General features: G+C 71.2%; 22 protein-coding genes and 1 pseudogene. 9 read left to right on the forward strand and 14 right to left on the reverse strand.

What is annotated here, in order from left to right; translation table 11 throughout:
• The first annotated feature begins 65 nt into the window (after positions 1-65).
• The gene (locus tag AB5J56_RS06960) at positions 66-1,109 is read left to right on the forward strand and encodes a LacI family DNA-binding transcriptional regulator (RefSeq protein WP_369231103.1); all 1,044 of its coding nucleotides are present in this window, start codon (positions 66-68) and stop codon (positions 1,107-1,109) included.
• The gene (locus AB5J56_RS06965; RefSeq protein ID WP_369231105.1) at positions 1,106-1,339 is read left to right on the forward strand and encodes a hypothetical protein; all 234 of its coding nucleotides are present in this window, start codon (positions 1,106-1,108) and stop codon (positions 1,337-1,339) included. The genes AB5J56_RS06960 and AB5J56_RS06965 overlap by 4 nt, the downstream gene beginning before the upstream one ends.
• An 80-nt stretch (positions 1,340-1,419) precedes the next feature.
• Here the strand turns inward: AB5J56_RS06965 and AB5J56_RS06970 are convergent, their stop codons facing one another.
• Positions 1,420-2,232 (reverse strand): maleylpyruvate isomerase family mycothiol-dependent enzyme, encoded by an 813-nt coding sequence (locus AB5J56_RS06970; RefSeq protein ID WP_369231107.1) that lies wholly within the window; start codon positions 2,230-2,232, stop codon positions 1,420-1,422.
• Between the two features lie 602 nt (positions 2,233-2,834).
• Between AB5J56_RS06970 and AB5J56_RS06975 the strand changes: the two genes are divergently transcribed.
• The gene (locus AB5J56_RS06975; RefSeq protein WP_369231109.1) at positions 2,835-4,178 is read left to right on the forward strand and encodes an amidase; all 1,344 of its coding nucleotides are present in this window, start codon (positions 2,835-2,837) and stop codon (positions 4,176-4,178) included.
• Between the two features lie 38 nt (positions 4,179-4,216).
• On the opposite strand, the pseudogene AB5J56_RS06980 reads toward AB5J56_RS06975, so the two are convergent.
• Both AB5J56_RS06980 and AB5J56_RS06985 read right to left on the reverse strand, forming a co-directional pair.
• Positions 4,217-4,324 (reverse strand): annotated as a pseudogene (locus AB5J56_RS06980) (GNAT family N-acetyltransferase); the annotation flags it as partial.
• Between the two features lie 56 nt (positions 4,325-4,380).
• The gene (locus AB5J56_RS06985) at positions 4,381-4,557 is read right to left on the reverse strand and encodes a hypothetical protein (RefSeq protein ID WP_369231111.1); all 177 of its coding nucleotides are present in this window, start codon (positions 4,555-4,557) and stop codon (positions 4,381-4,383) included.
• A gap of 469 nt (positions 4,558-5,026) precedes the next feature.
• Here AB5J56_RS06985 and AB5J56_RS06990 point away from each other — a divergent pair, with 469 nt between their 5' ends.
• From AB5J56_RS06990 to AB5J56_RS07000, 3 genes are all read left to right on the forward strand, one after another.
• A complete protein-coding gene (locus tag AB5J56_RS06990; RefSeq protein ID WP_369231113.1) occupies positions 5,027-6,196 on the forward strand; it encodes a permease in 1,170 nt (389 codons plus the stop codon).
• A gap of 104 nt (positions 6,197-6,300) precedes the next feature.
• The gene (locus AB5J56_RS06995) at positions 6,301-6,861 is read left to right on the forward strand and encodes an inositol oxygenase family protein (protein ID WP_369231115.1); all 561 of its coding nucleotides are present in this window, start codon (positions 6,301-6,303) and stop codon (positions 6,859-6,861) included.
• A 25-nt stretch (positions 6,862-6,886) separates the two neighbouring features.
• Positions 6,887-7,696, forward strand: a complete 810-nt coding sequence (locus tag AB5J56_RS07000; RefSeq protein ID WP_369231117.1) for an SDR family oxidoreductase — start codon at positions 6,887-6,889, stop codon at positions 7,694-7,696.
• A gap of 19 nt (positions 7,697-7,715) precedes the next feature.
• On the opposite strand, the gene AB5J56_RS07005 is transcribed toward AB5J56_RS07000, so the two are convergent.
• The 3 genes from AB5J56_RS07005 to AB5J56_RS07015 all read right to left on the reverse strand — a co-directional run bounded on the left by AB5J56_RS07005 (position 7,716) and on the right by AB5J56_RS07015 (position 11,014).
• Positions 7,716-7,943: a hypothetical protein gene (locus AB5J56_RS07005; protein WP_369231118.1), complete on the reverse strand. Its 228-nt coding sequence runs from the start codon at positions 7,941-7,943 to the stop codon at positions 7,716-7,718.
• An 80-nt stretch (positions 7,944-8,023) separates the two neighbouring features.
• On the reverse strand, positions 8,024-9,538 hold the full coding sequence (locus tag AB5J56_RS07010; protein ID WP_369231120.1) for an SDR family NAD(P)-dependent oxidoreductase: 1,515 nt from the start codon (positions 9,536-9,538) through the stop codon (positions 8,024-8,026).
• A gap of 147 nt (positions 9,539-9,685) precedes the next feature.
• Positions 9,686-11,014: a wax ester/triacylglycerol synthase family O-acyltransferase gene (locus tag AB5J56_RS07015; RefSeq protein WP_369231122.1), complete on the reverse strand. Its 1,329-nt coding sequence runs from the start codon at positions 11,012-11,014 to the stop codon at positions 9,686-9,688.
• A gap of 213 nt (positions 11,015-11,227) precedes the next feature.
• On the opposite strand from AB5J56_RS07015, the gene AB5J56_RS07020 reads away from it, so the two are divergent.
• A complete protein-coding gene (locus AB5J56_RS07020; RefSeq protein WP_369231124.1) occupies positions 11,228-11,680 on the forward strand; it encodes a GNAT family N-acetyltransferase in 453 nt (150 codons plus the stop codon).
• 15 nt (positions 11,681-11,695) lie between these two features.
• On the opposite strand, the gene glgC is transcribed toward AB5J56_RS07020, so the two are convergent.
• The 4 genes from glgC to AB5J56_RS07040 all read right to left on the reverse strand — a co-directional run bounded on the left by glgC (position 11,696) and on the right by AB5J56_RS07040 (position 15,386).
• On the reverse strand, positions 11,696-12,916 hold the full coding sequence (gene glgC / locus AB5J56_RS07025; protein ID WP_369231126.1) for a glucose-1-phosphate adenylyltransferase: 1,221 nt from the start codon (positions 12,914-12,916) through the stop codon (positions 11,696-11,698).
• Positions 12,917-13,025: 109 nt separating this feature from the next.
• On the reverse strand, positions 13,026-14,189 hold the full coding sequence (gene glgA / locus AB5J56_RS07030) for a glycogen synthase (RefSeq protein ID WP_369242394.1): 1,164 nt from the start codon (positions 14,187-14,189) through the stop codon (positions 13,026-13,028).
• Between the two features lie 107 nt (positions 14,190-14,296).
• Complete coding sequence (locus AB5J56_RS07035) at positions 14,297-14,641, reverse strand: hypothetical protein (protein ID WP_369231127.1); 345 nt, start codon at positions 14,639-14,641, stop codon at positions 14,297-14,299.
• Positions 14,628-15,386: a (2Fe-2S)-binding protein gene (locus tag AB5J56_RS07040; protein ID WP_369231128.1), complete on the reverse strand. Its 759-nt coding sequence runs from the start codon at positions 15,384-15,386 to the stop codon at positions 14,628-14,630. The genes AB5J56_RS07035 and AB5J56_RS07040 overlap by 14 nt, the downstream gene beginning before the upstream one ends.
• A 210-nt stretch (positions 15,387-15,596) precedes the next feature.
• Here AB5J56_RS07040 and AB5J56_RS07045 point away from each other — a divergent pair, with 210 nt between their 5' ends.
• On the forward strand, positions 15,597-16,760 hold the full coding sequence (locus AB5J56_RS07045; protein ID WP_369231130.1) for a DMT family transporter: 1,164 nt from the start codon (positions 15,597-15,599) through the stop codon (positions 16,758-16,760).
• Here the strand turns inward: AB5J56_RS07045 and AB5J56_RS07050 are convergent.
• Entirely contained in the window at positions 16,750-17,946 is a 1,197-nt protein-coding gene (locus AB5J56_RS07050; protein WP_369231132.1) for a transglycosylase family protein, read from the reverse strand. The two genes, AB5J56_RS07045 and AB5J56_RS07050, sit on opposite strands and share 11 nt — an antisense overlap.
• 359 nt (positions 17,947-18,305) lie before the next feature.
• Here AB5J56_RS07050 and gndA point away from each other — a divergent pair, with 359 nt between their 5' ends.
• A complete protein-coding gene (gene gndA / locus AB5J56_RS07055) occupies positions 18,306-19,745 on the forward strand; it encodes an NADP-dependent phosphogluconate dehydrogenase (RefSeq protein ID WP_369231134.1) in 1,440 nt (479 codons plus the stop codon).
• Between the two features lie 479 nt (positions 19,746-20,224).
• Here the strand turns inward: gndA and AB5J56_RS07060 are convergent, their stop codons facing one another.
• The 3 genes from AB5J56_RS07060 to AB5J56_RS07070 form a co-directional block, all read right to left on the reverse strand.
• On the reverse strand, positions 20,225-20,569 hold the full coding sequence (locus AB5J56_RS07060; protein WP_369231136.1) for a GNAT family N-acetyltransferase: 345 nt from the start codon (positions 20,567-20,569) through the stop codon (positions 20,225-20,227).
• A 53-nt stretch (positions 20,570-20,622) separates the two neighbouring features.
• Positions 20,623-21,042 carry an aspartate 1-decarboxylase gene (panD, locus tag AB5J56_RS07065; RefSeq protein WP_369231137.1) on the reverse strand — a complete coding sequence of 140 codons (420 nt, stop codon included), beginning with the start codon at positions 21,040-21,042 and terminating at the stop codon, positions 20,623-20,625.
• 160 nt (positions 21,043-21,202) lie between these two features.
• The gene (locus AB5J56_RS07070) at positions 21,203-22,207 is read right to left on the reverse strand and encodes an ABC transporter substrate-binding protein (RefSeq protein ID WP_369231139.1); all 1,005 of its coding nucleotides are present in this window, start codon (positions 22,205-22,207) and stop codon (positions 21,203-21,205) included.
• Between the last annotated feature and the right edge of the window lies 1 nt (position 22,208).

Raw genomic sequence — 22,208 nt, forward strand, 5'->3', positions numbered from 1 at the left:
ATGCGCTTTAGGATGCTGGCACTCAAGCGCATTAGTGCACAGGCTCCAGGGAATGGAGAGCAAGGTTGCCAGCCAAGCGGTCTCCGGCACGCCGGCCGACGATGAAGGACATCGCGCAGCGCGCCGGGGTCTCCGAGAGCGCGGTCTCCTTCGCGCTCAATGACCGGCCCGGAGTCTCGGACCTCACCCGCGCCCGGGTCCGCCGGGTCGCCGAACAGCTGGGCTGGCGCCCGAGCACGGCGGCGCGCGCCCTGTCGGGCGAGGGCGCGGCCACGGTCGGCCTGGTGCTGGCGCGCCCCGCCGACTCGCTGGGCGTGGACTCCTTCTTCCTCCAGTTGATCTCCGGCATCCAGGAGGTGCTGGCGGAGCGTCACCTCGGGCTGCTCTTCCAGGTGGTGGAGGACGTGGACGCCGAGTGCGCGGTGTACCGGCGCTGGTGGGCCGAGCACCGGGTGGACGGCGTGCTGGTGGTCGACCCGAGGACGGACGACCCGCGCCCGGGTCTCCTCGACGAACTGGGGCTGCCCGCCGCGGTCATCGGCGGCGTGCCGGACGCCCGGCATCCGGGGTTGTCCACCGTCTGGGCGGACGACGCGGGCGCGATGGCGTCGGTGGTGGACCGGCTGCACGCGCTCGGCCATCGCCGGATCGTGCACATCGCGGGCCTGTCGGGGCTCGCGCACACCGAGCGCCGTATCCGCACGCTGCGTGCGGAGGCCGAGCGGCGCGGGCTCGCCGAGGTGCGCTCGGTGCCCACGGACTACTCGGACGCCGAGGGCGCCGCCGTCACCCGGCGCGTCCTGGAGAGCGGCACGCCGCCGACCGCGCTGGTCTACGACAACGACGTGATGGCCGTCGCCGGGGTCGCCGCCGCGACCGAACTCGGCTTCCGTGTACCGGGCGACGTGTCGGTGGTGTCGTGGGAGGACTCGGCGCTGTGCCGCATGGTCAAGCCGTGGCTGTCCGCCCTCTCCCGTGACACGGTGGAGTTCGGACGGACGGCGGCGCAGGAGCTGACCGCGCTGCTGGACGGCGGACCGGCCCGGACGGTGCAGGTGCCGGTGCCCTCGCTGATCGAACGGGAGAGCACGGGACCCTGCGGGAGTTGAACCATGTCGCTGGCCACCCAGGCCGCTGCCCCCACTCCCCCGCCCGAACGCGGCTCTCCCGCCGACGCGTCCTGCTCGGCCTCGCCGGCGCCGCGGGCGCTTCCGCGGGGCTCGGCTTCGCCTCGTGGCGGATCCTCGGCAACGACGCGGACAACGCGGGCAGTTCACCGCCTCGGGCCGCGAACTCGGGCCGCGACCTGGCGTTGGCTGTGGCGGGCGGTGTGGTGTAGGCCGGTAGCGGCACGGCTACGTGTGCGCAGTGACGGCGTAAGCCCTGTCCCGGCCCCGGCCCTTGGGGGATCCGGCGCGGTCAGAACGCCGTGTGAGTGAACCAACGGTCGAGTGTCGTGGCCTCGCCCGAGACCTCGAAGGCAGTCTCCTGGTACGTCCGCCGCCCGTAGAGCAGCAGCAGGACGTCCGCCGCCTGACCGCGTACCGTCGTCCGCGCGTCGGACGGTGCGGCGTCGGCTCCCGCCTTCGGCTGCAGGCGGAACCCGTCCGGCTCCAGTCGCACCCGCCACTCCGCGCCGGTTCCGGCGGCGGAGTCCGTGCACTGGAAGGCGAGGGTCTCGCCGTTGCCCTGCAGCTTGGTCACGCCGGGGGCGAAGAACCCGGCGTAGGGCAGGTTGACGAGGTACTCGTCCACTCCGTCCGCGGCCAGGGCGGGGTCGATGTCCGACGCCCGACCGAGGGAACGCTCCGCGTCCACGCGGTGCACCAGCGTCTCGAACAGCATGCGGCGGGCCCAGAACCGGGCATGCTGATCCTCACCCCAGGCCCACATCGCCGCCTGAGGATCCGTGGCCCGCAGTACGTCGGCCACGGCGGGCACGCCCGCCGCCACCCACTCGGCATAGTCCTCGGCCCGCTCCGGCAGCCCCAGGTCCACCTCGCGGCTGCGAGGAGGCTCCTGCACCCGCCGGGTCAGCAGCGCGGAGAACCAGCGCTGCAGCGATCCCACGTGCTGAGTGAGATCGGCCAGCGTCCAGCCGGGGCAGGAGGGCACGGCGGTCGCGGTGTCCGCGCCGTTCACCATTTCGGCGAAGCGCAGGGTCTCCCGCTCGATCGCCTGTCGGTAGATGTCGTACGGCAGTGGGTGTCCTGCCCGGCCCGTGGCCTCCATCTGCTGCACCTCTGTTTCTGTCCGCAGCACTGATCCTGTGGCGAACAGTGTGGTGGCTGGAGTCCACTCGAAGGCAAATTCGAGGCGCTACCAGAGCCGTGGGTGCAGCGGGGTGTCAGAGCTTTCGCGCCACGGCGCCCAGCTGCGGTACGACCTCTCGTCACGCTCGACAGCAAGGCGGGCAGGAGACTGCCTGTGGCTCGGCGAACTGCCCGTCGGACAGCTTGGGCAGCTTCGCAGGCCCGCCGGAGACGAGGGCGCGAGCCGCGTGTCACGAGCAGGGCCGTCATGGGTTCGTCGGACAGGGCCGGGTCAGTCCCACCGGAAGAGCCAGTGCACCGAGGGCACTTGTCGCCCCGCGACGGCGGTCGGAGCGCCGACAAGCTGCGCCAGGTCGTCGCAGTACGCGAACTTTGTCGCAGGCACGCTACCCCGCGGCCCGACCGGAGTTGTCGGCCGGGCGCCGCTTCGGCGGGAGTTCCCCGGGATCACAGGACATCCAGATCGCGGTGCCTCTCGACGCAGGGCCCCGTGTCCGGGCACAGTGCTCCTCGTACTCACCAGTAATCCGCGCAGCACGACCCCACCCACGAGGAGCGCCCGTGACCAGCTGGGCCGGCCGGACCGCCGCCGAGATCGCCGCAGCCGTACGCGAGAAGAAGGTGACGCCACGCGAGGTGGTGGCCGAGCACCTTGCGCGGATCGAGCTGCTCGACAAGCGCGTCGGCGCCTTCCGTGTGGTGCGCACGGAGGCCGCGCTCGCCGAGGCCGACGAGGTGGCCGCCCGCGCCGACCTGGCCGAACTCCCCCTCGCGGGCGTGCCGGTGGCGATCAAGGACAACGTGGCGGTGCGCGGCGAGTCCAACCGCGTGGGCTCCGCGGCGACCCCGGACACGCCCGCCGACGCCGACCATGCGACCGTGGCCCGGCTGCGCGCGGCGGGCGCCGTGGTGGTGGGCCTGACCAACGTGCCCGAGCTGTGCGTCTTCGGCACCACCGAGGGCGTGCACGGCACCTCCCGCAACCCGTGGGACACCACGCGCACGGCGGGCGGCTCCTCGGGCGGCAGCGCGGCCGCGGTCGCCGCCGGGATGGTGCCGATCGCGCTCGGCAACGACGGGATGGGCTCGCTGCGCATCCCGGCCGCCAACTGCGGCCTCGTCACCATCAAGCCGGGATTCGGGGTCGTGCCCGCGGGCATCAGCGACGGCGACTGGTTCGGCATGTCCGAGAACGGCCCCCTCGCGACCACGGTCGAGGACGCGCGCCTGATGTACTCCGTCCTCGCGGACACCGATGTCGTACGCGGCGAGGGGACCGCCAAGCGCAAGGTCGCCGTCTCGCTGCGCAGCCCGCTCGCCGGGGTCGCCGTCAGCAAGCCGTACACGGCCGCGGTCAAGGCGGCGGCCGGGCTGCTGGCCGGGGCGGGACATGAGGTGCGCCGCGCGGATCCGCCGTATCCGCTGTCGCTGAGCGTCACCGCGATCACGACCTGGACGGCGGGTACGTCCGTGGACGCCCAGGGGCTCGATCCGCGGAAGCTGGCCCGGCGCACCAGGGTGCACGCGGCCATCGGTCGCCGTTTCGTGGACAAGGTGCGGGCTGGAAAGAGCCGCGAACAACTGCGCCGGCGGCTGGAGCCCTTCTTCGCCGAGCACGACGTGCTGCTCACTCCGGCCCTGGCCCGGCGCTCGCCCAAGGCCGGGCCGTGGCACGAGCGGGGCTGGCTGCGCAATGTGCTCGCCAACTCGAACTACTCGCCGATGACGCCCCCGTGGAACCTGACCGGCTGGCCGGCGATGTCGGTGCCGTTCGGCACGCTGCCCTCGGGCGCCCCCTGCGCCGTACAACTGGTGGCGCGTCCGGGGTCGGAGGCGGCACTGCTGGAGATGGCGGATCAGTTGGAGAAGCTGCACCCGTGGCAGCGGACGGCGCCGCTCGGCTGACGGCGGCGGGTGAAGGCCGTCCGCAGGAACCGGACGACCTCCTCGGAGGTGACCGGGTCCCAGGCGTAGGTCTCGGCGGCGGCGATGCGGTGCCGGAAAGGCAAGATCCGCGGCCGGTCGTCGGCCGCGGCTCCTGTGATCGGCATGGACGTGGGTCAGGCACGTCCATGCCGTCAGCGATCGCGATGGGTCCTGTCGCGGCTCAGTCGATGCTGGGCAGGATGTGGGGCTCGGCGAGGTCGTCCTCGTAACCCGCCAGGCGGATCGGGGCGGACCTGGCCCAGACGTCGAGGCTGCCGAGTGCCTTCTCGGGCCGGCGGCCCGCGCGCTCCGTGCGTTCCTTGGGGCGCTGATCGCGATTCGTCTTCTCCGGTGTCACCGCGCACTCCTTATGTGTCGGGTCACCCTCGGGACGCGCAGGGCCAGTCTGCTGCCGGCCGCCTGACGTCCCCTTGGGTGTGGGTCAAGAGCAGTTAGGGACGCGGTGGCGCCGGTAACTCAGGTGAGAGCAGGCCGTGGTGACCGGCATGTCCCGGGACGGACCGTGGGTGCGGGTGGAGCCCCATTGAGCTGTCCGTCCGCTACAGGGTAACCAAATGAGCGGGTCCCCGCTCGATGGGGCTGAAAACAAGAGGTAACTGTTTTGAGTCGTTCTGCGTCCATCCCCCCACCATCTCAACTGATTTGATGGCATATACGGAACTTTAGGACACCCATTCGGGCTACAGGCCGGGCAGGGTGACCTCGTTGACCAGACCCCGACCCGCTCCGCAATACGGGTACAGGCGATACCCCCGGGGATAGTCGTCACCAGGGATGCCGAGCCGATCCGGGAGAGGACCGAACCGATGCACGCGATCCTGCACGCGCTGTCCATCGCCGGGTCGATGACCTGGGAGATCACCTGGGCGCTGATCCTCGGGTTCGGGCTGTCCGCCGTGGTCCAGGCGGTGGTGCGCCGGGCGACCGTCGTACGGCTGCTCGGCGACGACCGGCCGCGGACCCTGGCCCTCGCCGCCGGCCTCGGGGCGGCCTCCTCGTCGTGCTCGTACGCGGCGGTCGCCCTGGCACGCTCACTGTTCCGCAAGGGCGCGAACTTCACTTCGGCGATGGCGTTCGAGATCGCCTCGACGAACCTGGTCGTCGAACTCGGCGTGATCCTGGCGCTGTTGATGGGCTGGCAGTTCACGGCGGCGGAGTTCGTCGGCGGTCCGGTCATGATCGTGATGCTGGCCGTCCTCTTCCGGCTGTTCCTCCGTCGCCGACTGCTCGACCAGGCACGGGAGCAGGCGGAACGCGGCCTCGCCGGGTCGATGGAGGGGCATGCCGCGATGGACATGTCGGTCCGGGGCGAGGGGTCGTTCGGGCGGCGCCTGTTCTCGAAGGACGGCTACACCTCGGTGGCCCATGTGTTCGTCATGGAGTGGGCGGCGATCCTGCGCGACCTGGTGATCGGCCTGCTGATCGCGGGTGCGATCGCGGCCTGGGTACCCGACGCGTTCTGGAGCTCGCTCTTCCTCGACGGGCATCCGCTCGCCGCGAAGGTGGTCGGCCCCCTGATCGGCCCGCTCGTCGCGATCGCCTCGTTCGTCTGCTCCATCGGGAACGTGCCGCTGGCCGTCGTCCTGTGGAAGGGCGGCATCAGCTTCGGCGGCGTGGTGGCGTTCATCTTCGCCGACCTGCTGATCCTGCCGATCCTGAACATCTACCGGAAGTACTACGGCCTCCGTATGACCGTCTTCCTGCTGGTGACGTTCTACGCGGCCATGGTGGTCGCCGGATACGTCGTGGAGTTCGTCTTCGGCGGCCTCGGCCTCATCCCCGACCAGGCCGACGCGGAGATCCCCATGGAGGGCGTCTCCTGGAACTACACGACATGGCTGAACATCGCCTTCCTGCTCCTCGCGGCCGCTCTGGTGTGGCGCTTCCTGCGCACGGGCGGGCCGGCGATGCTGCGGATGATGGGCGGGGCGCCGTCCGCTGCCGGAGACGGACATGACGAGCACCACCATCACTGACGACGTGAGGACGGTTCGCAGTTCAAGTGCCGTTGGCCGGTTCGCAAGGCGGCCATGATCTGCTGGCGTCCGGCAAACGGCTTTTCTCGCGAGAGGACTGACGCATGGAGCTGCGCAGCGTCGAGGAGCTGATGGATCTGCTGTACGCCTGCCGGGGCGCCTGGGACACCCCGGACCAAAGCGGCGACCCGGTCGATCTGCACGACCATGCACTGCAGACCGCCGCGCTGCTGCGGCGCGGGCACCCCAGCGACAAGGAGCTCCAGGTGGCGGGCCTGGTGCACGACATCGGGCATCTGCTTCGGCCGGGCGACGACGCGGGACACGCGGATCGCGCCGCCGACGCGGTACGGGCACTGCTCGGCGAGCGCGTCTCCCGCCTCGTACGGCTGCACGTGGCCGCCAAGCGCTACCTGGCGACCGCCTCGCCGGGCCGCGGACTGTCCGCGCAGAGTGCGCTGACGCTGCGGGTGCAGGGTGGTGCGATGTCTCCGGCGGAGGCGGCCGCGTTCGAGCGCGATCCGCTCGCCGACGACGCGGTCACGCTGCGGCAGGCGGACGACGCGGGCAAGGTCGTCGGTCTGGACGCCGGCGTCCTGGAGGACTGGCGCACGGTGCTGGAGCTGGTCGCGGCCCACAACTCACGCTTGGGGGCTGTCGACTGACGGTCCGTCATGAGACCGTACGCGGATGACGTCGCCGTACGGGCTTGAGGGCAGGGTCGCCATCGTCACCGGGGCCTCGCGGGGCATCGGGCGCGCCGTCGCCGAGGAGCTGGTGCGGGCGGGCGCGCGGGTGTGCGTGACGGCGCGCGACGCGGACGGCGTGCGGGGGACCGTCGAGGAGCTGGGCGCCGCCGTGGGACTGGCCGGTACGGTCGCCGACCCGGCGCATCTGCGCAAGCTGACCGAGTTGGCGCTGCGGGAGTTCGGGCGGATCGACGTCGTGGTGAACAACGCGGCGACCAACCAGCCGTACGGCCCCCTCATGGACGCCGATCCGGAACGCTGGCGCGAGGCGTTCACGGTGAACGTCGAGGCGCCACTGCGGCTGGTGCAGCACGCCTGGCGGGGCTGGATGGCCGAGCACGGCGGGGCGGTCGTGAACATCTGCACGGAGGGCGCCGGACACGTCGGCCCGCGGGTGGGGGCGTACGGCACGAGCAAGGCGGCCCTGCTGCACCTGACCGGGCAGCTCGCGGGCGAGCTCGCTCCGAAGGTGCGGGTCAACTCCGTCTCCCCCGGCCTGGTGCGCACCGAGATGGCCCGCTTCGTGTGGGAGCACGGCGAGGACGAGCTCGGAGCCGGGCTGCCCCTCGGCCGCATCGGCGAGCCGGACGACATCGCCCGGGCCGTCGTGTGGCTGGCCTCGGACGCGGCGGAGTGGATCACCGGCGCGGATCTGCTGGTGGACGGCGGGACACGGGTCAGGGCGGCGTACTCGGCGGGCGGGTACGCCGTCCACGAGCGGCTGCGGTCATACGCACCACCTCACTCGTGACGGCGGCCTGCGACATCCCTCACGGGAACAGTGCGATCCCCACCAGGATCAGCAGAATGATGCCGACGACAAGCCCTACCGTGGCCCAGGTGCCACGATGCCTCAGCGCCTTCGCGGCACCCCCTCCACGCGGCCGGTCCTCCGGCAGCGCGGGGTGCTCGGGCCGGTCGCTCGCATAGAACTCCGCGTCGCTCGGGTAGACGTTGCGCGGATCATCGGCGGCGCGTGGATCGATCTCGTCTGACATGACCATGAGAACTCCTAGCGCGGCACTCCATACAGTCCGCGTACCGCACGGTCGCCGGGTCATGCGTCAGGGTCGGGGGGTCACCACTTCCCGGGCGCGTAGTCCTTCAGGAAGACGCCGTACAGGTCCTCGCCCTGCTCACCACGCACAATTGGATCGTATACCCGCGCCGCGCCGTCGATGAGGTCCAGCGGGGCATGGAATCCGGCGTCGGCGAGGCGCAGCTTGTCGTAGTGGGGGCGCTCGTCGGTGATCCAGCCGGTGTCGACCGAGGTCATGAGGATGCCGTCGGTCTGGAACATCTCCTGGCCACTGGTCCGCGTCACCATGTTCATGGCGGCCTTGGCGGCGTTGGTGTTCGGGTGGCCCGCGCCCTTGTAGCCGCGGCCGAAGACGCCCTCCATCGCCGAGACGTTGACGATGTACGCACGTCCGCTGTCCGTCTGCTTCGCTGCGGCGGCCATGACCGGGCGCAGCGCGCTGATCAGGATGAACGGCGTCGTGTAGTTGCACAGCTGGGTCTCGAGCAGTTCCACCGGGGAGATCTGCTCGATGGTCTGCACCCAGGTGTTGGTGTCGACGACGTCGGGGACCAGGCCGCCCGCGTCGATGGCGGTGCCGTCGAGGTGCCGGGCGACGCTCGCGTTGCCCGCGACCAGGGCGAGGTCGGCGACCTGCTGGGCGTCGAGCCCGCTGGTGCCCAGCGGCAGCGCGGCGAGGCCGTCGACCGCGCCGGAGTTGAAGGCGCCGATGACGTGATGGGCGGGGAGTTCCCCGGCGGGCAGCGGGGCGCTCTCGCCGTCGACCAGGGCGGCGTAGGCGGAGGGCAGGCGGCGTACGGTCTGCGTCGCGTTGTTGATCAGGATGTCGAGGGGGCCCGCCTCGGCGACCTGCTCGGCGAGGGCCACGGCCTGCGCCGGGTCGCGCAGGTCGATGCCGACGACTTCCAGGCGGTGCATCCAGTCCGCCGAGTCGTCCATGGCCTTGAAGCGGCGGATCGCGTCCTTCGGGAAGCGTGTGGTGATCGTGGTGTGCGCGCCGTCCCGCAGCAGCCGCAGCGCGATGTACATGCCGATCTTCGCGCGGCCACCGGTGAGCAGCGCACGCTTGCCGGTGAGGTCGGCGCGGGCGTCGCGCTTGGCGCGGTTCAGGGCGGCGCAGTCCTGGCAGAGCTGGTGGTAGAAGTAGTCGACCTCCACGTACCGGGTCTTGCAGGTGTAGCAGGAGCGCGGGCGCTGGAGTATCCCCGCGATCTCGCCGGCGTCTGTCACGGACGAGGGCAGCAGCCCCTCGGTCTCGTCGTCGATGCGCTGGGCGGAGCCGGTCGCGGTGGACTCGGTGACCGCCTTGTCGTGGGCGGTCTTGGCGGCCCGGCGGTCCTGGCGGCGGCGCTGCTTGACCGTGCGGTAGATGCCCGCGGTGGCGCGGCGCACGGCGATGGCGTCCGGGTGGTCGACGTCGATCTTGTCGAGTTCGTCGAGCACGGCGAGGCACGTGGCCAGCCGCTCCGGGTCGATGCCGGGGCCGTACGAGGCCGCCGCCACCTCTGCCGTGTCCACGGCGGGGGTCGCCTGGCTGTCGTCTGTCACCGTCATGGCCGTGTGCCGTTCCTCGGGTTCCGCGCCGCGCTCGAACCGCGCTCGCTTTCGAAGGCGGAATTTTACGGAGCAGGAGGCCGAGGAACCAAACCCGCCATGATCACCCTGGTCTTGACACCGGTTTCCCGGCAGCGCTCGGCGATCTCAGGAGCTGCACGCGGCGAGGAGCCCGGCCACCTCCTTGGTCACCGCGTCCGCCAGCCGGTCGAGGTCCGGGACGGCCGCGGCGTCGGCGACGAGCCCGTAGTGGACCCGGCCGCGGAAGGTGGAGACGGCGACCGCCAGGGCCTGCCCGCGGGCCAGCGGGGCGAGCGGGAACACCTCGGTGACGGGGCAGCCGCCGAGCTTCAGGCCGATGCTGGGCAGCGGCACGCTGGTGACGAGGATGTCGAAGAGCAGCCGGGCCGCCTGGCCGACGACGGGGCCGCCGAGCCGGTGTCCCAGCGGCAGCACGTGGTCGGCGAGCAGCGCGACGGCGCCCGCGCCGCGGTTGGGTCCAGCGTCCTTGTTGCGGTCCATGGCCGTGCGCACCGTGCGCAGCCGGGCGAGCGGGTCGGGGTCGTCGACCGGAAGCCGTATCAGGTAGCCGGAGAGCGAGTTGCCCTGCGGGTGCGCGGTGCGCGGGCGGCGCTTGGAGACGGGGATCAGGGCGCGGGGGGCGACCCCGTCGCTGCTGTCGCCGCGCTCGTCGAGCCAGCGGCGCAGGGCGCCCGCGACGACGGCGATGAGGACGTCGTTGACGGTGCCGCCCTCGGTCTTGCGGATCCGGTGCACCTCGTCGAGGTCGACGACCACGCCTGCGGTGCGGCGGGTGCCGGTGGGCTCGGAGGTCAGCGCGGGCGAGGAGCGTACGTCCCAGGTGGCGCGGGCGACGGAGGTGCCGATGTCGAGGGCGCGGCCCACGTCGGAGAGGGTGCCGCGGACCAGGCCCGGCAGCTTGCGCACGTCGGGCAGGAAGCTGCGCGGCGGCTCGGCGGGGCGCGGCCGGGGCTCGGGCATGTCCATCGGGTCCATCAGCGCGGCGGCGAGCATCAGCGCGCGCAGTCCGTCGGCCAGCGCGTGGTGGAACTTGAACAGCACGGCGAACGACGTGCCGTCCTCGCCGGGCAGCACATGCGCCTCCCACGGCGGGCGCCCCCGCTCCAGCGGGCGTTCCATCAGACGGCCCGCGACGGCGTGGAAGTCGGCGGTCGGCGCGTGCAGCCGTACGTGCTGGAGCGGATCGAAGTCGGGGGCGGGCTCCCGGGTCGCGCCGCCGAAGGCCAGCGGGAGGAGCGGCTGCCAGACGTCGCGGATGCGCATGCGCAGTCCGGGCACCGCGGCGGCTCGGGCCGCGAGCAGGTCGGCGGCGTGCGCCCCCGCGGTGGGCGAGTGGGCCGAGAAGACACCGAGTGCGCCCAGGTGCATCGGGTGTTCGGCGGACTCGATGTTCCAGAACGCCAGGTCGAGTGGTGCGAGCAGGTCGGAAGTCAAAGGCTTGCTCTCGCGTCGACGACGGGTGAGCAAGCAGTCAACCGCCGACAACCGATTACGGTCAAGTACGATCAAGCTACGCACAGTTAACAGCAGATTAAGTCCAGCTACCACGAAACGGGCGTGACGCGCGGGGCAGGTGAGGTCGGTTCGGGCCGCCGAGCAGCTCCTGGACGTGTCTGAACTCTCATCCGGTCGATTAGCATCGCGATCATGGCGGACTGGAAGTTTCGGCCGGCTTCGGCGGCGGACGCCGACATGGTGGCCGAATTGCGGGCCGTGGTGATGCGGGCCGATCTGGAGCGGCTGGGGCGCTACGACGAGCGGCGGGTGCGGCAGCGGCTGCGGGACGGGTTCGTGCCGGCGCACACCTGGGTGATCGAGGTGGCCGGCGCGTTCGCCGGCTGTGTGGCGCTGCGGCCGGCCGAGGACGCCCACTGGCTGGAGCACTTCTATCTGGCCCCGCACCTCCAGGGCAGCGGTATCGGCTCCGCCGTGCTGCGCGCGCTGTGGGAGCCCCACGACCGCGACGGCATCCGGGTCCGGCTGAACGTGCTTCAGGGCAGCCCCGCCCGGCGCCTGTACGAACGGCACGGATTCACGGTCGAGACCGAGGACGCCGTGGACGTGTTCATGGTGCGCGAGCCGTCCGCGCTCGCACCCTGAGCACCGCTTCCCAGGTCACGAGACCTGCTGCCCCTTGCCCAGCGCGATCACTCCGCCCTTCGACACCGTGTACAGCTCGGCGTCCCGGTCCGGGTTGACGCCGATCGTCGCGCCCGGCGGCACCTCGACGTTCTTGTCGAGGACCGCGCCCCGCACCACCGCGCCCCGCCCTATGCGGACGTTGTCGTGCAGCACCGAGCCCTGGACGACGGCGCCCGGATCGACCAGCACGCCCGGCGAGAGCACCGACCGGGAGACCTGGCCCCGGACGAGGCAGCCCGCGCTGATGATCGACTCGGTGGCGATGCCACCCGCGTTGAAGCGGGCCGGCGACAGCTGCCCGGAGTGGGTGTAGATGGGCCACTGGCGGTTGTACAGGTTGAAGGCCGGGCGTTCCGCGATCAGGTCCATGTGGGCGTCGTAGTACGCGTCGAGGGTGCCGACGTCGCGCCAGTAGCCCTGGTCGCGGCTGGTCTCGCCGGGCACATGGTTCTCGCTGAAGTCGTACAGCTGCGCCTCGCCCCGGTCGGTGAGCGTCGGCAGGATCGAACCCCCCATGTCGTGCACGGAGTTGGGGTCCTCGGCATCGCGCTGGAGGGCCTCGATCAGGGCCTTGGTGCTGAAGATGTAGTTGCCCATCGAGGCGAAGACACACTCGGGGTCGTCCGGCAGACCCGGCGGGTCGGCGGGCTTCTCCAGGAAGCCCTGCACGGCCCGGCCGTCGGAGCCCGGGCTGATCACGCCGAAGGACGAGGACTCGCCGCGCGGCACCCGTATGCCGGCCACCGTCACCCCCGCGCCGCCCTCGATGTGCTGGGCGAGCATCTGCCGCGGGTCCATGCGGTAGACGTGGTCGGCGCCGAACACCGCTACGTAGTCGGGCTGTTCGTCGTGGATGAGGTTGAGCGACTGGAGGATCGCGTCGGCGCTGCCCAGGTACCAGCGCGGCCCGAGGCGCTGCTGCGCGGGGACCGGGGTGACGTAGTTGCCCAGCAGGCTGGACATCCGCCAGGTCGTCGTCACATGCCGGTCCAGCGAGTGCGACTTGTACTGCGTGAGGACGCAGATGCGCAGGACGTCGGCGTTGACGAGGTTGGAGAGCACGAAGTCGACGAGGCGATACGTTCCGCCGAAGGTGACCGCGGGTTTGGCGCGGTCGGCGGTGAGGGGCATGAGCCGCTTGCCCTCTCCTCCCGCCAGTACGATTCCCAGCACCGAAGGTCCACCGCGCCGCATGCCGCCGCCCCTCTACGCCCGCTCTCGCCGCGCCCGACTGCGGGGCCCGGCCGCTGTTTCCGAAATGCGCCTGTCCTATGGCTACCCCGGTCGTCCGCGTGTCCGACGGCTACCCCGGTTTGAGGATCTCCTCGTACAACTGGACGGTGCGCCGCGCCACCGCGTCCCAGCCGAACTCCTGCACCGCGCGCTCCCGTCCGGCCTCGCCCATGCGCCGGGCGGCCTCCGGATCGGCGAGCAGCGCGTCGAGAGTGCGCGCGAGGTGCGCCTCGAAGTCGTCGTCGACGTCCACGAGCAGGCCGGTGCGGCCGTCGTCGACGACCTCGGGGATGCCGCCGACCCGCGAGGCGACCACGGCCGTGCCGCACGCCATCGCCTCCAGGTTGACGATGCCCAGCGGTTCGTACACCGAGGGGCACACGAACACCGTGGCGTGCGTGAGGAGTTGGATCACATCCGGGCGCGGCAGCATCTGCGGGATCCAGTGCACTCCCTCGCGTACGCCGCTCAGCTCCTGGTAGAGATCGCGGAACTCCCGGTCGATCTCCGGGGTGTCGGGGGCGCCCGCGCAGAGCACCACCTGGACGTCCGGGTCGATGTCCCGCACCGCGCGCAGCAGATGGGGCACGCCCTTCTGCCGGGTGATGCGGCCGACGAACAGGACGTACGGGCGGTCGGCGTCGAGGCCGATGCGGGCGAGGACGTCCGTGCCGAGGTCCGGCTGGTAGAGGGCGGTGTCGATGCCGTTGTGGACGACACGCACCTTCGCCGGGTCCAGGGCCGGGTAGCAGGTGAGGATGTCCTCGCGCATGGCTCCGGATACGGCGATCACCGCGTCCGCGGCTTCGATCGCGGTGCGCTCGGCCCAGCTGGACAGGGCGTAGCCGCCGCCGAGTTGCTCGGCCTTCCAGGGGCGCAGCGGCTCCAGCGAGTGGGCGGTCATCACGTGCGGGATACCGTGCAGCAGCTTGCCGAAGTGGCCGGCGAGGTTGGCGTACCAGGTGTGCGAGTGGACGAGCTCGCGGCCTTCGAGACCGGCCGCGACGGAGAGGTCCACGGAGAAGGTGCGCAGCGCGTCGTTGGCGCCGTCGAGAGCGGACCAGGGCCGGTGGCGGACGACGCCGGCTGCGCGCTCCGACGCGGTGGCCTCGCCCCAGCAGTGCACGTCCAGGTCCGTCAGAGAGCGCAACTCCCGGGCGAGGAACTCGACATGGACCCCCGCGCCGCCGTACACATCAGGCGGATACTCCCGGGTCAGCAGTCCCACTCGCACCAAGAACCCCCCGTCATAGCGGCTGGTTCTCTTCATGGTCACCCAGATGGGGCGGCGGGGGAAGACCGCCGCCCCATCCGGTGGACCGGGGAGGGCACGCCGCACGATCAGTCGAAGGCGTCCGTCATGCAGTCAAAGCGGCATCCCCGCACCTCGTAGCGCTGCCGCAGCGCCGCGGCAGCCTCTCTCCGCGAGCCGCAGGGGTGCCCGAAGTGCCGGTGCGCCGTGCTGAGTACGTCATCGACGCGGACGATGACCGGCTCGTCGGGTGCGGCGCTGCGGCGCGCCGCGTCGATGGCCAGGTCCGCGGAACGCCGAAGATGGCGGGAATGCTCCCGCGCGAGCGCCGCCCGTGCCCGCTGCGCCGACAGCGGCCGCACGGCCCGCCCCTGCCACAGCATGCCTGCCGCGACGAACACCATGCCGAGAGCGATGAATTCAGTGCCGTTCATCGGGGCCCTCCCTCCGCGTCGGCGGGCGATCGAAGCAGCAGTCGCCGCACAGGCCGCCGCCGGGCAGGCGGTAGTAGAGGCAGCAGCTGCGGCGACGGCCGGTGGCGGGGTCGAGGGTATCGGCGAGGTCTGGGTGGGAGAACAGGCCGGCGGCGATCCCGCGAGCCCGGTCCGCCACATCCGTACGGCCGCCTGCCCGGGCCCAGCGGTCGAGCTGGCGCACGGCACCGGCCAGGGCGGAGCCCGCGTTGCCCCGCAGCAGCCCCGCCGAGATGCCGTAACGGGAGCGCAGGGCCGCCGCCAACGGGACGAGATGACCTTCCCGTACGACCTCGTCGATCGCCGAGGCGGGCAGCATGCGCACCTCGGCGAGCCACAGGTCGTCGGGGGCGCCGGCGTCCGGATCCCAGTGCAGCAGCCCTGGTTCGAGGTCGGGCACGTGGCCGCACAGCGCGGCGGAGCCGAGCGCGATCGACCACAGCCGGGCCGCCAGTGCCTGGTGGGCGATCGAGGCCGCGATCCGGTCCTCCGGGGCCCGCAGACTCAACGCGACCTTCCGGACTCGGAAAGTTATCGGATCCGCGTAAACATCCCCGTACGGGTCGATTCGAGCCGCCGTGTAGGCCTTCTTTAGCGTTGCTTGAGTTCCGCGTGTCGATACTGCCGTGCGTAGTACGAAGAAGCCGCCGAGCGGTTCGAGTGCTGCGAGATCCGGGTCGAGGTCCACGAAGAGCAGTAGTACCAAGCCCCCTAGGGGTTTCCTCCAGCGGGCCCGGCCGGGGTGTCACCCACCCTGGGGAGGACGAGCCGCGTGTCCTACTCCATCGGCAGTAGGACCCAATGCCTGCTCAGGTACGACGACGTGAAGGAATTCGAAGGGCATCGTTATTGCTATGCAAGCCGACCGTTCGTCGCATCGGGCACCCCGCCCACGCCGTTCGCAGAGGAGGGACATATGAGCGCTCTGACACTCTCCGTGCTGCTCTCCCTCGTCTCCGCCGTCGCGTATGCGGGCGGTGCCATCGTCCAGGAACAGGTCGCGGTGACCTCTCCGGACCAGACGTACGCGCCGCTGCGCAGGCCCACCTGGTGGGCCGCGGTGGCGTTGAACGGCCTCGGCGGGCTGCTGCACGTGGTGGCGCTCGCCTACGGACCGCTGAGCCTCGTCCAGCCGCTGGGCGCGCTGACCATCGTCTTCGCCCTTCCCATGGCGGCCCTCTTCGTCGGCCGCAGGGCCGGGGCGACCGCGTGGCGCGGCGCGATCATGGCGACGGTGGGCCTCGCGGGTCTGCTGTCCCTGGTCGGTACGGCCGACGCGCAGTCCCTGAGCAACGCCCAGCGCGTCCTGCTGGGCGTGGTCACCGGCGGCGCCGTGGTGGCGCTGATGGTGGCGGGCCGCGCCGCGCACCGGCACCCCGCCGGGCGCAGCGTGCTCCTCGCGGTCGCGTCGGGTATCGCGTTCGGCATGTCCTCGGTGTTCACGAAGACGGTCGCGGTGGACTGGACGAACCAGGTCACGTTCTCCGACCTGCCGAGCCTGGCCGTCATCGGCGTCTTCGCCACAGCCGGAATGCTGCTGTCGCAGGCTTCCTACCGGGGCGGCGGACTCGCGGCCCCGCTGGCCACCCTGACGGTCGTGAACCCCGTGATGGCGGCGGCGGTCGGCATCACGATGTTCGGCGAAACCTTCCGCTACGGCTCGACGGGCACCTTGCTCGCCCTGGGCTGCGGCGTCGTCGCCGCGGGCGGGCTGATCCTGCTCACGACGGAGCGCCTCGACACCCCGAAGCACACGACGCCGACCGCACCCGCCGCCCTCCCGGCGGGCTCGGACGCCGTGGAGGAACTGCTCGCGGCGCTTCCCGCCCAGCCCACCACACCGGTCCGCGAGGAAGCCTTCGCACAGCTTGAGGCGACGGTGCCGGCTCCGGTCACCGTGCCGACGGCGGTCACCGTGCCGGCCCAGGACATGGCGTACGAGGGTGATGTCCAGGACGACGACGGGGCCGCCAAGGTCCCGTCGCCGGCCGACGTACCGCGCTACTACGCCCCGTTCTACGGCGGGCCCTACATCCCGACCCCACTCCTCGACCGGCACCGCACGCGCGTCAAATCCTGACGCCACCGGCCCTGAGATAGGCGACCGGATCGATGTCACTGCCGAAGCCGGGCCCCGTCCGCACCTCGAAGTGCAGATGCGGGCCTGTGCTGTTGCCCGTGGTCCCGGAGCGGCCGATGCGCTGGCCGGCCGTCACCGTCTGCCCGGCCTTCACGGAGATCGCGGACAGATGGCCGTACTGCGTGTAGCGGCCGTCCGCCTGCCGGATGACCACCTGGTAGCCGAAGGAACCGCCCCAGCCCGAGCTGACGACCCTGCCCGCACCGACCGCCTTGACCGAGGTGCCCGTCGGCACCGGGAAGTCGACGCCGGTGTGGTAGCCCTTCGACCAGGACGGACCGGCGGCCCGGTAGGGCGTGCCCATCGCGGCGTTCACCGGGGCGACCAGGGTGTGGGTCGGGGTGACCTTGTGGGTCTGCTCCGAGGTGTCCTTGGTCTTTCTGGTGTCCTTGTCGGTGGACCTGGTCTTCTTCGTCTTCGTGGACGCGTCGGACGTCGTGTCCTTGGGGTGCGTCGTCGGCGCCTTGGCGCGCAGGTTCAGCCGCTGGCCCGGGATGATCAGGTCCGGGTCGGAGCCCACGGTCGTGCGGTTCGCGGCGTACAGCCGCTGCCAGCCGCCGCGGACCTGCCGGTCGTCGGCGATGCCGGAGAGCGTGTCGCCGTGGACGACGGTGTACATCTCGGCCGTGCCCGCCTGCGACTGGGGCGTGGTCTGCGGTTGTACGTCCCGCACGGAGCGCTTGGTGGTGCGCGTCTCCTTGGTGGTCTGTGTGGTGGTGCCGGAGGGGCTGATGTCGGGGTCGCCGCCGCCCCGGGTGAGCCCGGCGCGGACCGAGCACACCGGCCAGGCGCGGGGCCCCTGTCCGTCGAGCACCTTCTCGGCGATGGCGATCTGCTGGTCCTTGGTGGCCTGATCCGCGCGGTGCGCGTAGGCCGTGCCGCCGTACGCCTCCCAGGTCGACTGGGTGAACTGCAGCCCGCCGTAGTAGCCGTTGCCGGTGTTGATGCTCCAGTTGTTGCTGGACTCGCAGGCCGCGACCTTGTTCCAGGTGCTCACGTCGGCCGCGTGAGCTGCACCGGGCGCGAGGAGCGGGAGCGCCATTCCGGCGCCGCCGGCCGTGACGGTGAGTGAGGCGCGGTTGATCCTGTTCGGCTGATACCGGCGGTGCTTACCCCGTACGGCCATGCGGAAGCCCCCTCGACATGCGTCAGGAGCGCAAAAATATGCGCTCCGAACAGGCCACGACAAGAGCACAATCAGCCTCTCCCGCCTCACCCCGGCCGCTCAACTCGGTCTTCGCGGCCTCCCGTTGGCGCCGGGGCCCTTGCCGTGCCCACGAGCTGCCCGGGCCCGTCCGCGTTCGGAGGGGCGCAGCTGAGGCTTCCCGGGGTTCTTCTGCGTACACACCCACGGCAGGTCAGGATGTCCGGTGGGGCAATACTTCCAAGCACCACCGGCACGAGCGACAGGCCGGGCACGACAGGCACCACACGTACGACACGCACGACCGGCACCACCGATTCCAGAGCTATAGGAGCCACGGTATGAGCACTTCAGCCCAGATCGGCGTCACGGGACTCGCGGTGATGGGGCGCAACCTCGCCCGCAACTTCGCCCGCAACGGATACGCGGTCGCCGTGCACAACCGCACGGCGGCGAAGACGCACGCTCTCGTGGAGGAGTTCGGCGGAGAGGGCACGTTCGTGGCGGCCGAGACCGCCAAGGAGTTCGTGGCCGCGCTGGAGCGCCCGCGCCGCCTGGTGATCATGGTGAAGGCCGGCGAGCCGACCGACGCGGTCATCCAGGAGTTCGCGCCGCTCCTGGAGCCCGGCGACATGATCATCGACGGCGGCAACGCCCACTTCGCGGACACCCGCCGCCGCGAGCGCTCCCTGCGCGAGCAGGGCATCCACTTCGTCGGCACCGGTGTCTCCGGCGGCGAGGAGGGCGCACTGCTCGGGCCGAGCATCATGCCGGGCGGCTCGCCGGAGTCGTACGAATCCCTCGGTCCGATGCTGGAGAAGATCTCCGCGAAGGCGGCGGACGGGGCTCCGTGCGTGACGCACGTCGGTCCCGACGGCGCCGGCCACTTCGTGAAGATGGTGCACAACGGCATCGAGTACGCCGACATGCAGCTGATCGGCGAGGCCTACCAGCTGCTGCGCGACGTGGCGGGCTACTCCCCCGCGCAGATCGCCGACATCTTCCGCACCTGGAACACCGGCCGGCTCGACTCCTACCTGATCGAGATCACCGCCGAGGTCCTCTCCCACGTGGACGCGGCGACGGGCAAGCCGTTCGTGGACGTCGTCCAGGACCGGGCCGAGCAGAAGGGCACCGGCCGCTGGACCGTGCAGATCGCGCTCGACCTGGGCGTGCCGGTGTCCGGCATCGCGGAGGCGGTCTTCGCCCGCTCCCTGTCCGGGCACGCCGCGCTGCGCGAGGCCTCCAGCGGGCTCGCCGGGCCGAAGGCGTCGCCGCTCGGCGAGTCGGAGGCGGCGGCGTTCGCCGACCGCGTGGAGCAGGCGCTGTACGCCTCGAAGATCGTGTCGTACACGCAGGGCTTCCACGAGATCACCGCGGGCAGCGACGAGTACGAGTGGAACATCGACCTCGGCTCCGTCGCCTCCATCTGGCGCGGCGGCTGCATCATCCGCGCCGCGTTCCTCGACCGGATCCGGGCGGCGTACGACGCCAGGCCCGACCTGCCGAGCCTGCTGTCCGACGACACCTTCGCGCAGGAGATCGCCGCCGCGCAGGACGACTGGCGCGAGGTCCTGGTCGCCGCCACCCGCCAGGGCGTCCCCACGCCCGGCTTCTCGGCGGCCCTGGCCTACTACGACGCCCTGCGCGCCGAGCGCCTGCCCGCCGCACTCACCCAGGGCCAGCGGGACTTCTTCGGGGCGCACACCTACCGCCGTACGGACCGCGAGGGCTCGTTCCACACGCTGTGGGGCGGGGACCGCTCCGAGGTCGAGAGCTAGTCAGGCCGCATGGCGGTGGCCCGGTGCGCGCACTGCCGCACCGGGCCACCGTCATGTTCCTGCCCGCTCTACGACGTGGCTCTATGACGTCGGTCTACGGCGTCGCTCTACGACATAGGTCCCGGCTGGGGATTCGGTTCGGGTACCGGATCGGGCCCCGGCGGTTTCGGGACCGGTGACGGTGACGGCTCGGGTCCCGGTTTCGGCGTCGGCGGCGGGCCGGGCCGCGGGGGCGATGGCGGCTGCGGAGTCGGGGTCGGGAAGGGTTGCGGGTCGGGGGTCGGTCCCGGGGTGGGGCCGGGCGGTACGGGGTCGGGGTACGGGTCGGTCATGCCGTCCTCCAGGCGGTGGAAACGTCAGCCCTGGACTCCTCCCACGCGTACCCGGCGCCCGCACACCCACTCACCCCGCCGGGCCGCGCGTTACGCCGAGGAGCCCATCGGCCCCGTACCCCGGCTGCCGCCGCCGTCTCGGCACGCTCAGAAGCGCCCGGGGTGGGCGATCAGCCAGTCCTTCGCGGCCCCGAGCAGCGCCGGGTCGGCCGCCGGAGCCTCGTCGGGGTGGCGCGCCGCCCACTTCACGACGTACGGGCACAGCGGCGCGACCACGACGCCCTCGCGGGCGGCGATGCCGTACAGCTCGCGCGCGAGGGACCCGGCGATGCCCTTGCCCTCGTGCGCGGGCTCCACGATCGTGTGCACGGGCACTAGGGCGCGCTCGGGATCCTCCAGGACGAAGTACTCGATGTGGCCGACGAGTTCGTCCCCGGCGAAGGCCTCCAGGCGGCCGCCCGCCCGGTCGTCGCGGATCTCGATGTCGCTCATGGGCACTCCTCGGGTCCTCGGACCCTGCGGTCCTGGGGTTCCTCTGCTGAGGTTCAGACCGTGACGGCCTGCGGGCTGCGCTCCTGGTCCGAGCCCGGCACCGGCTCGGACGGATCGGCCCCGAGGGCCACGATCCGGTTGTCACGGTCCACGTGCACGACCCGCGGCCGCAGTGCCCGTGCCTCGGCGTCGGAGACCTGAGCGTAGCTGATGATGATCACCAGGTCCCCGGGGTGCACCAGGTGGGCCGCCGCCCCGTTGATCCCGACGACACCCGACCCGCGCTCACCCTCGATGACGTACGTCTCCAGGCGGGCGCCGTTGGTGATGTCGACGATGTGCACGAGCTCGCCGGGCAGCAGATCGGCGGCTTCGAGCAGCTCGGCGTCGATGGTGACGGATCCGACGTAGTGCAGATCGGCCTGAGTGACCGTCGCACGGTGGATCTTGGACTTGAACATCGTACGAAACATGGAGAATCTCCTGATTTATCTGCTCCCTGCCTGCGTATTGCGGGTCAAGGGCGGTCTTCGGAGGCTACAACGATTCGCCTGTTCGGTCAGCGCTCGCAAGGTGTTCCAGGGCTCACACCGGCCCGTTGCGGGCAGGCGCGCAGAGCCTGCCCGTGTCCGGTCACTGTTCCTCGGCGGCCGTGCGCAGGTACGTCCCGAGGCGGGCGATGGCGGACGGGTTGCGGGGGCTTTCGACCAGGTCGACGTAGTCGAGGACGAAGATGCGCTTGTGCTTGATCGCGGAGACGTTCTTCAGGGGTGGGTAGGAGAGCAGGAACTTCTTCTTCTGTTCGGCGGTCACGTCTCCGTAGTCGCAGATGACGATGACGTCGGGGTCACGGTCGACGACGCTCTCCCAGCCGACCGTGGTCCAGGAGTCGTCGAGGTCGTGCATGACGTTGGTTCCGCCGGCCTTGCTGATGACCTCTTCGGGGGCGCCGTAGCGGCCGGAGGTGAAGGGCTGGTCCTGGCCGCTGTCGTAGAGGAAGACCTTGGGGCGGTCGGCGCCCGTGGGAGCCTTCGCCTGGACCTCGGCGATCTGCTTCTTGAAGCCGGCGATCAGCGTGGCCGCGCGCTTCTCGGCGCCGAACAGCTTCCCGAGGTTGGTGAGGTCGGTGTACAGGGCGTCCAGCGGCGGCATGATCCCGCGGGAGGTCTTCGTCCGGCCGTTGCGGCAGGACTCGGTGAGGATGTACGAGGGGATGCCGAGCTTCTTCAGGGCGTCGGGCGTGAAGCCGTTGTCGTCGCGGAAGCCGTAGTTCCAGCCGGCGAAGACGAAGTCGCCTTTCGCGTCGAGGACGTTCTCCTTGGTGAGCTGGTCCTTGGAGAGCCACTTGACCTTGTCGTAGTCGTCCTTCCAGGGCACATCGGTGAGGTCGCCCTTGTCGTCGGGCATGGCGAAGCCGGCCATGCGGTCCTCCAGGCCGAGGGCGAACATCAGCTCGGTGATGCCGACATCGTTGGTGACCACGCGCTGCGGAACCTTGTAGGTGACCTTCCGGCCGCAGTTGGTGAGCGTGACGCCGGAGGAATCGGCGTCCGCCGAGGAGGGTTCGACCGTGGCGCCGCAGCCGGAGACGGCGGCGGTCGCGGCGAGGCAGAGGGCCGCGGCGAGCAGCTTGCGCATG

The organism is Streptomyces sp. R21, from assembly GCF_041051975.1.
Taxonomy (GTDB): domain Bacteria; phylum Actinomycetota; class Actinomycetes; order Streptomycetales; family Streptomycetaceae; genus Streptomyces.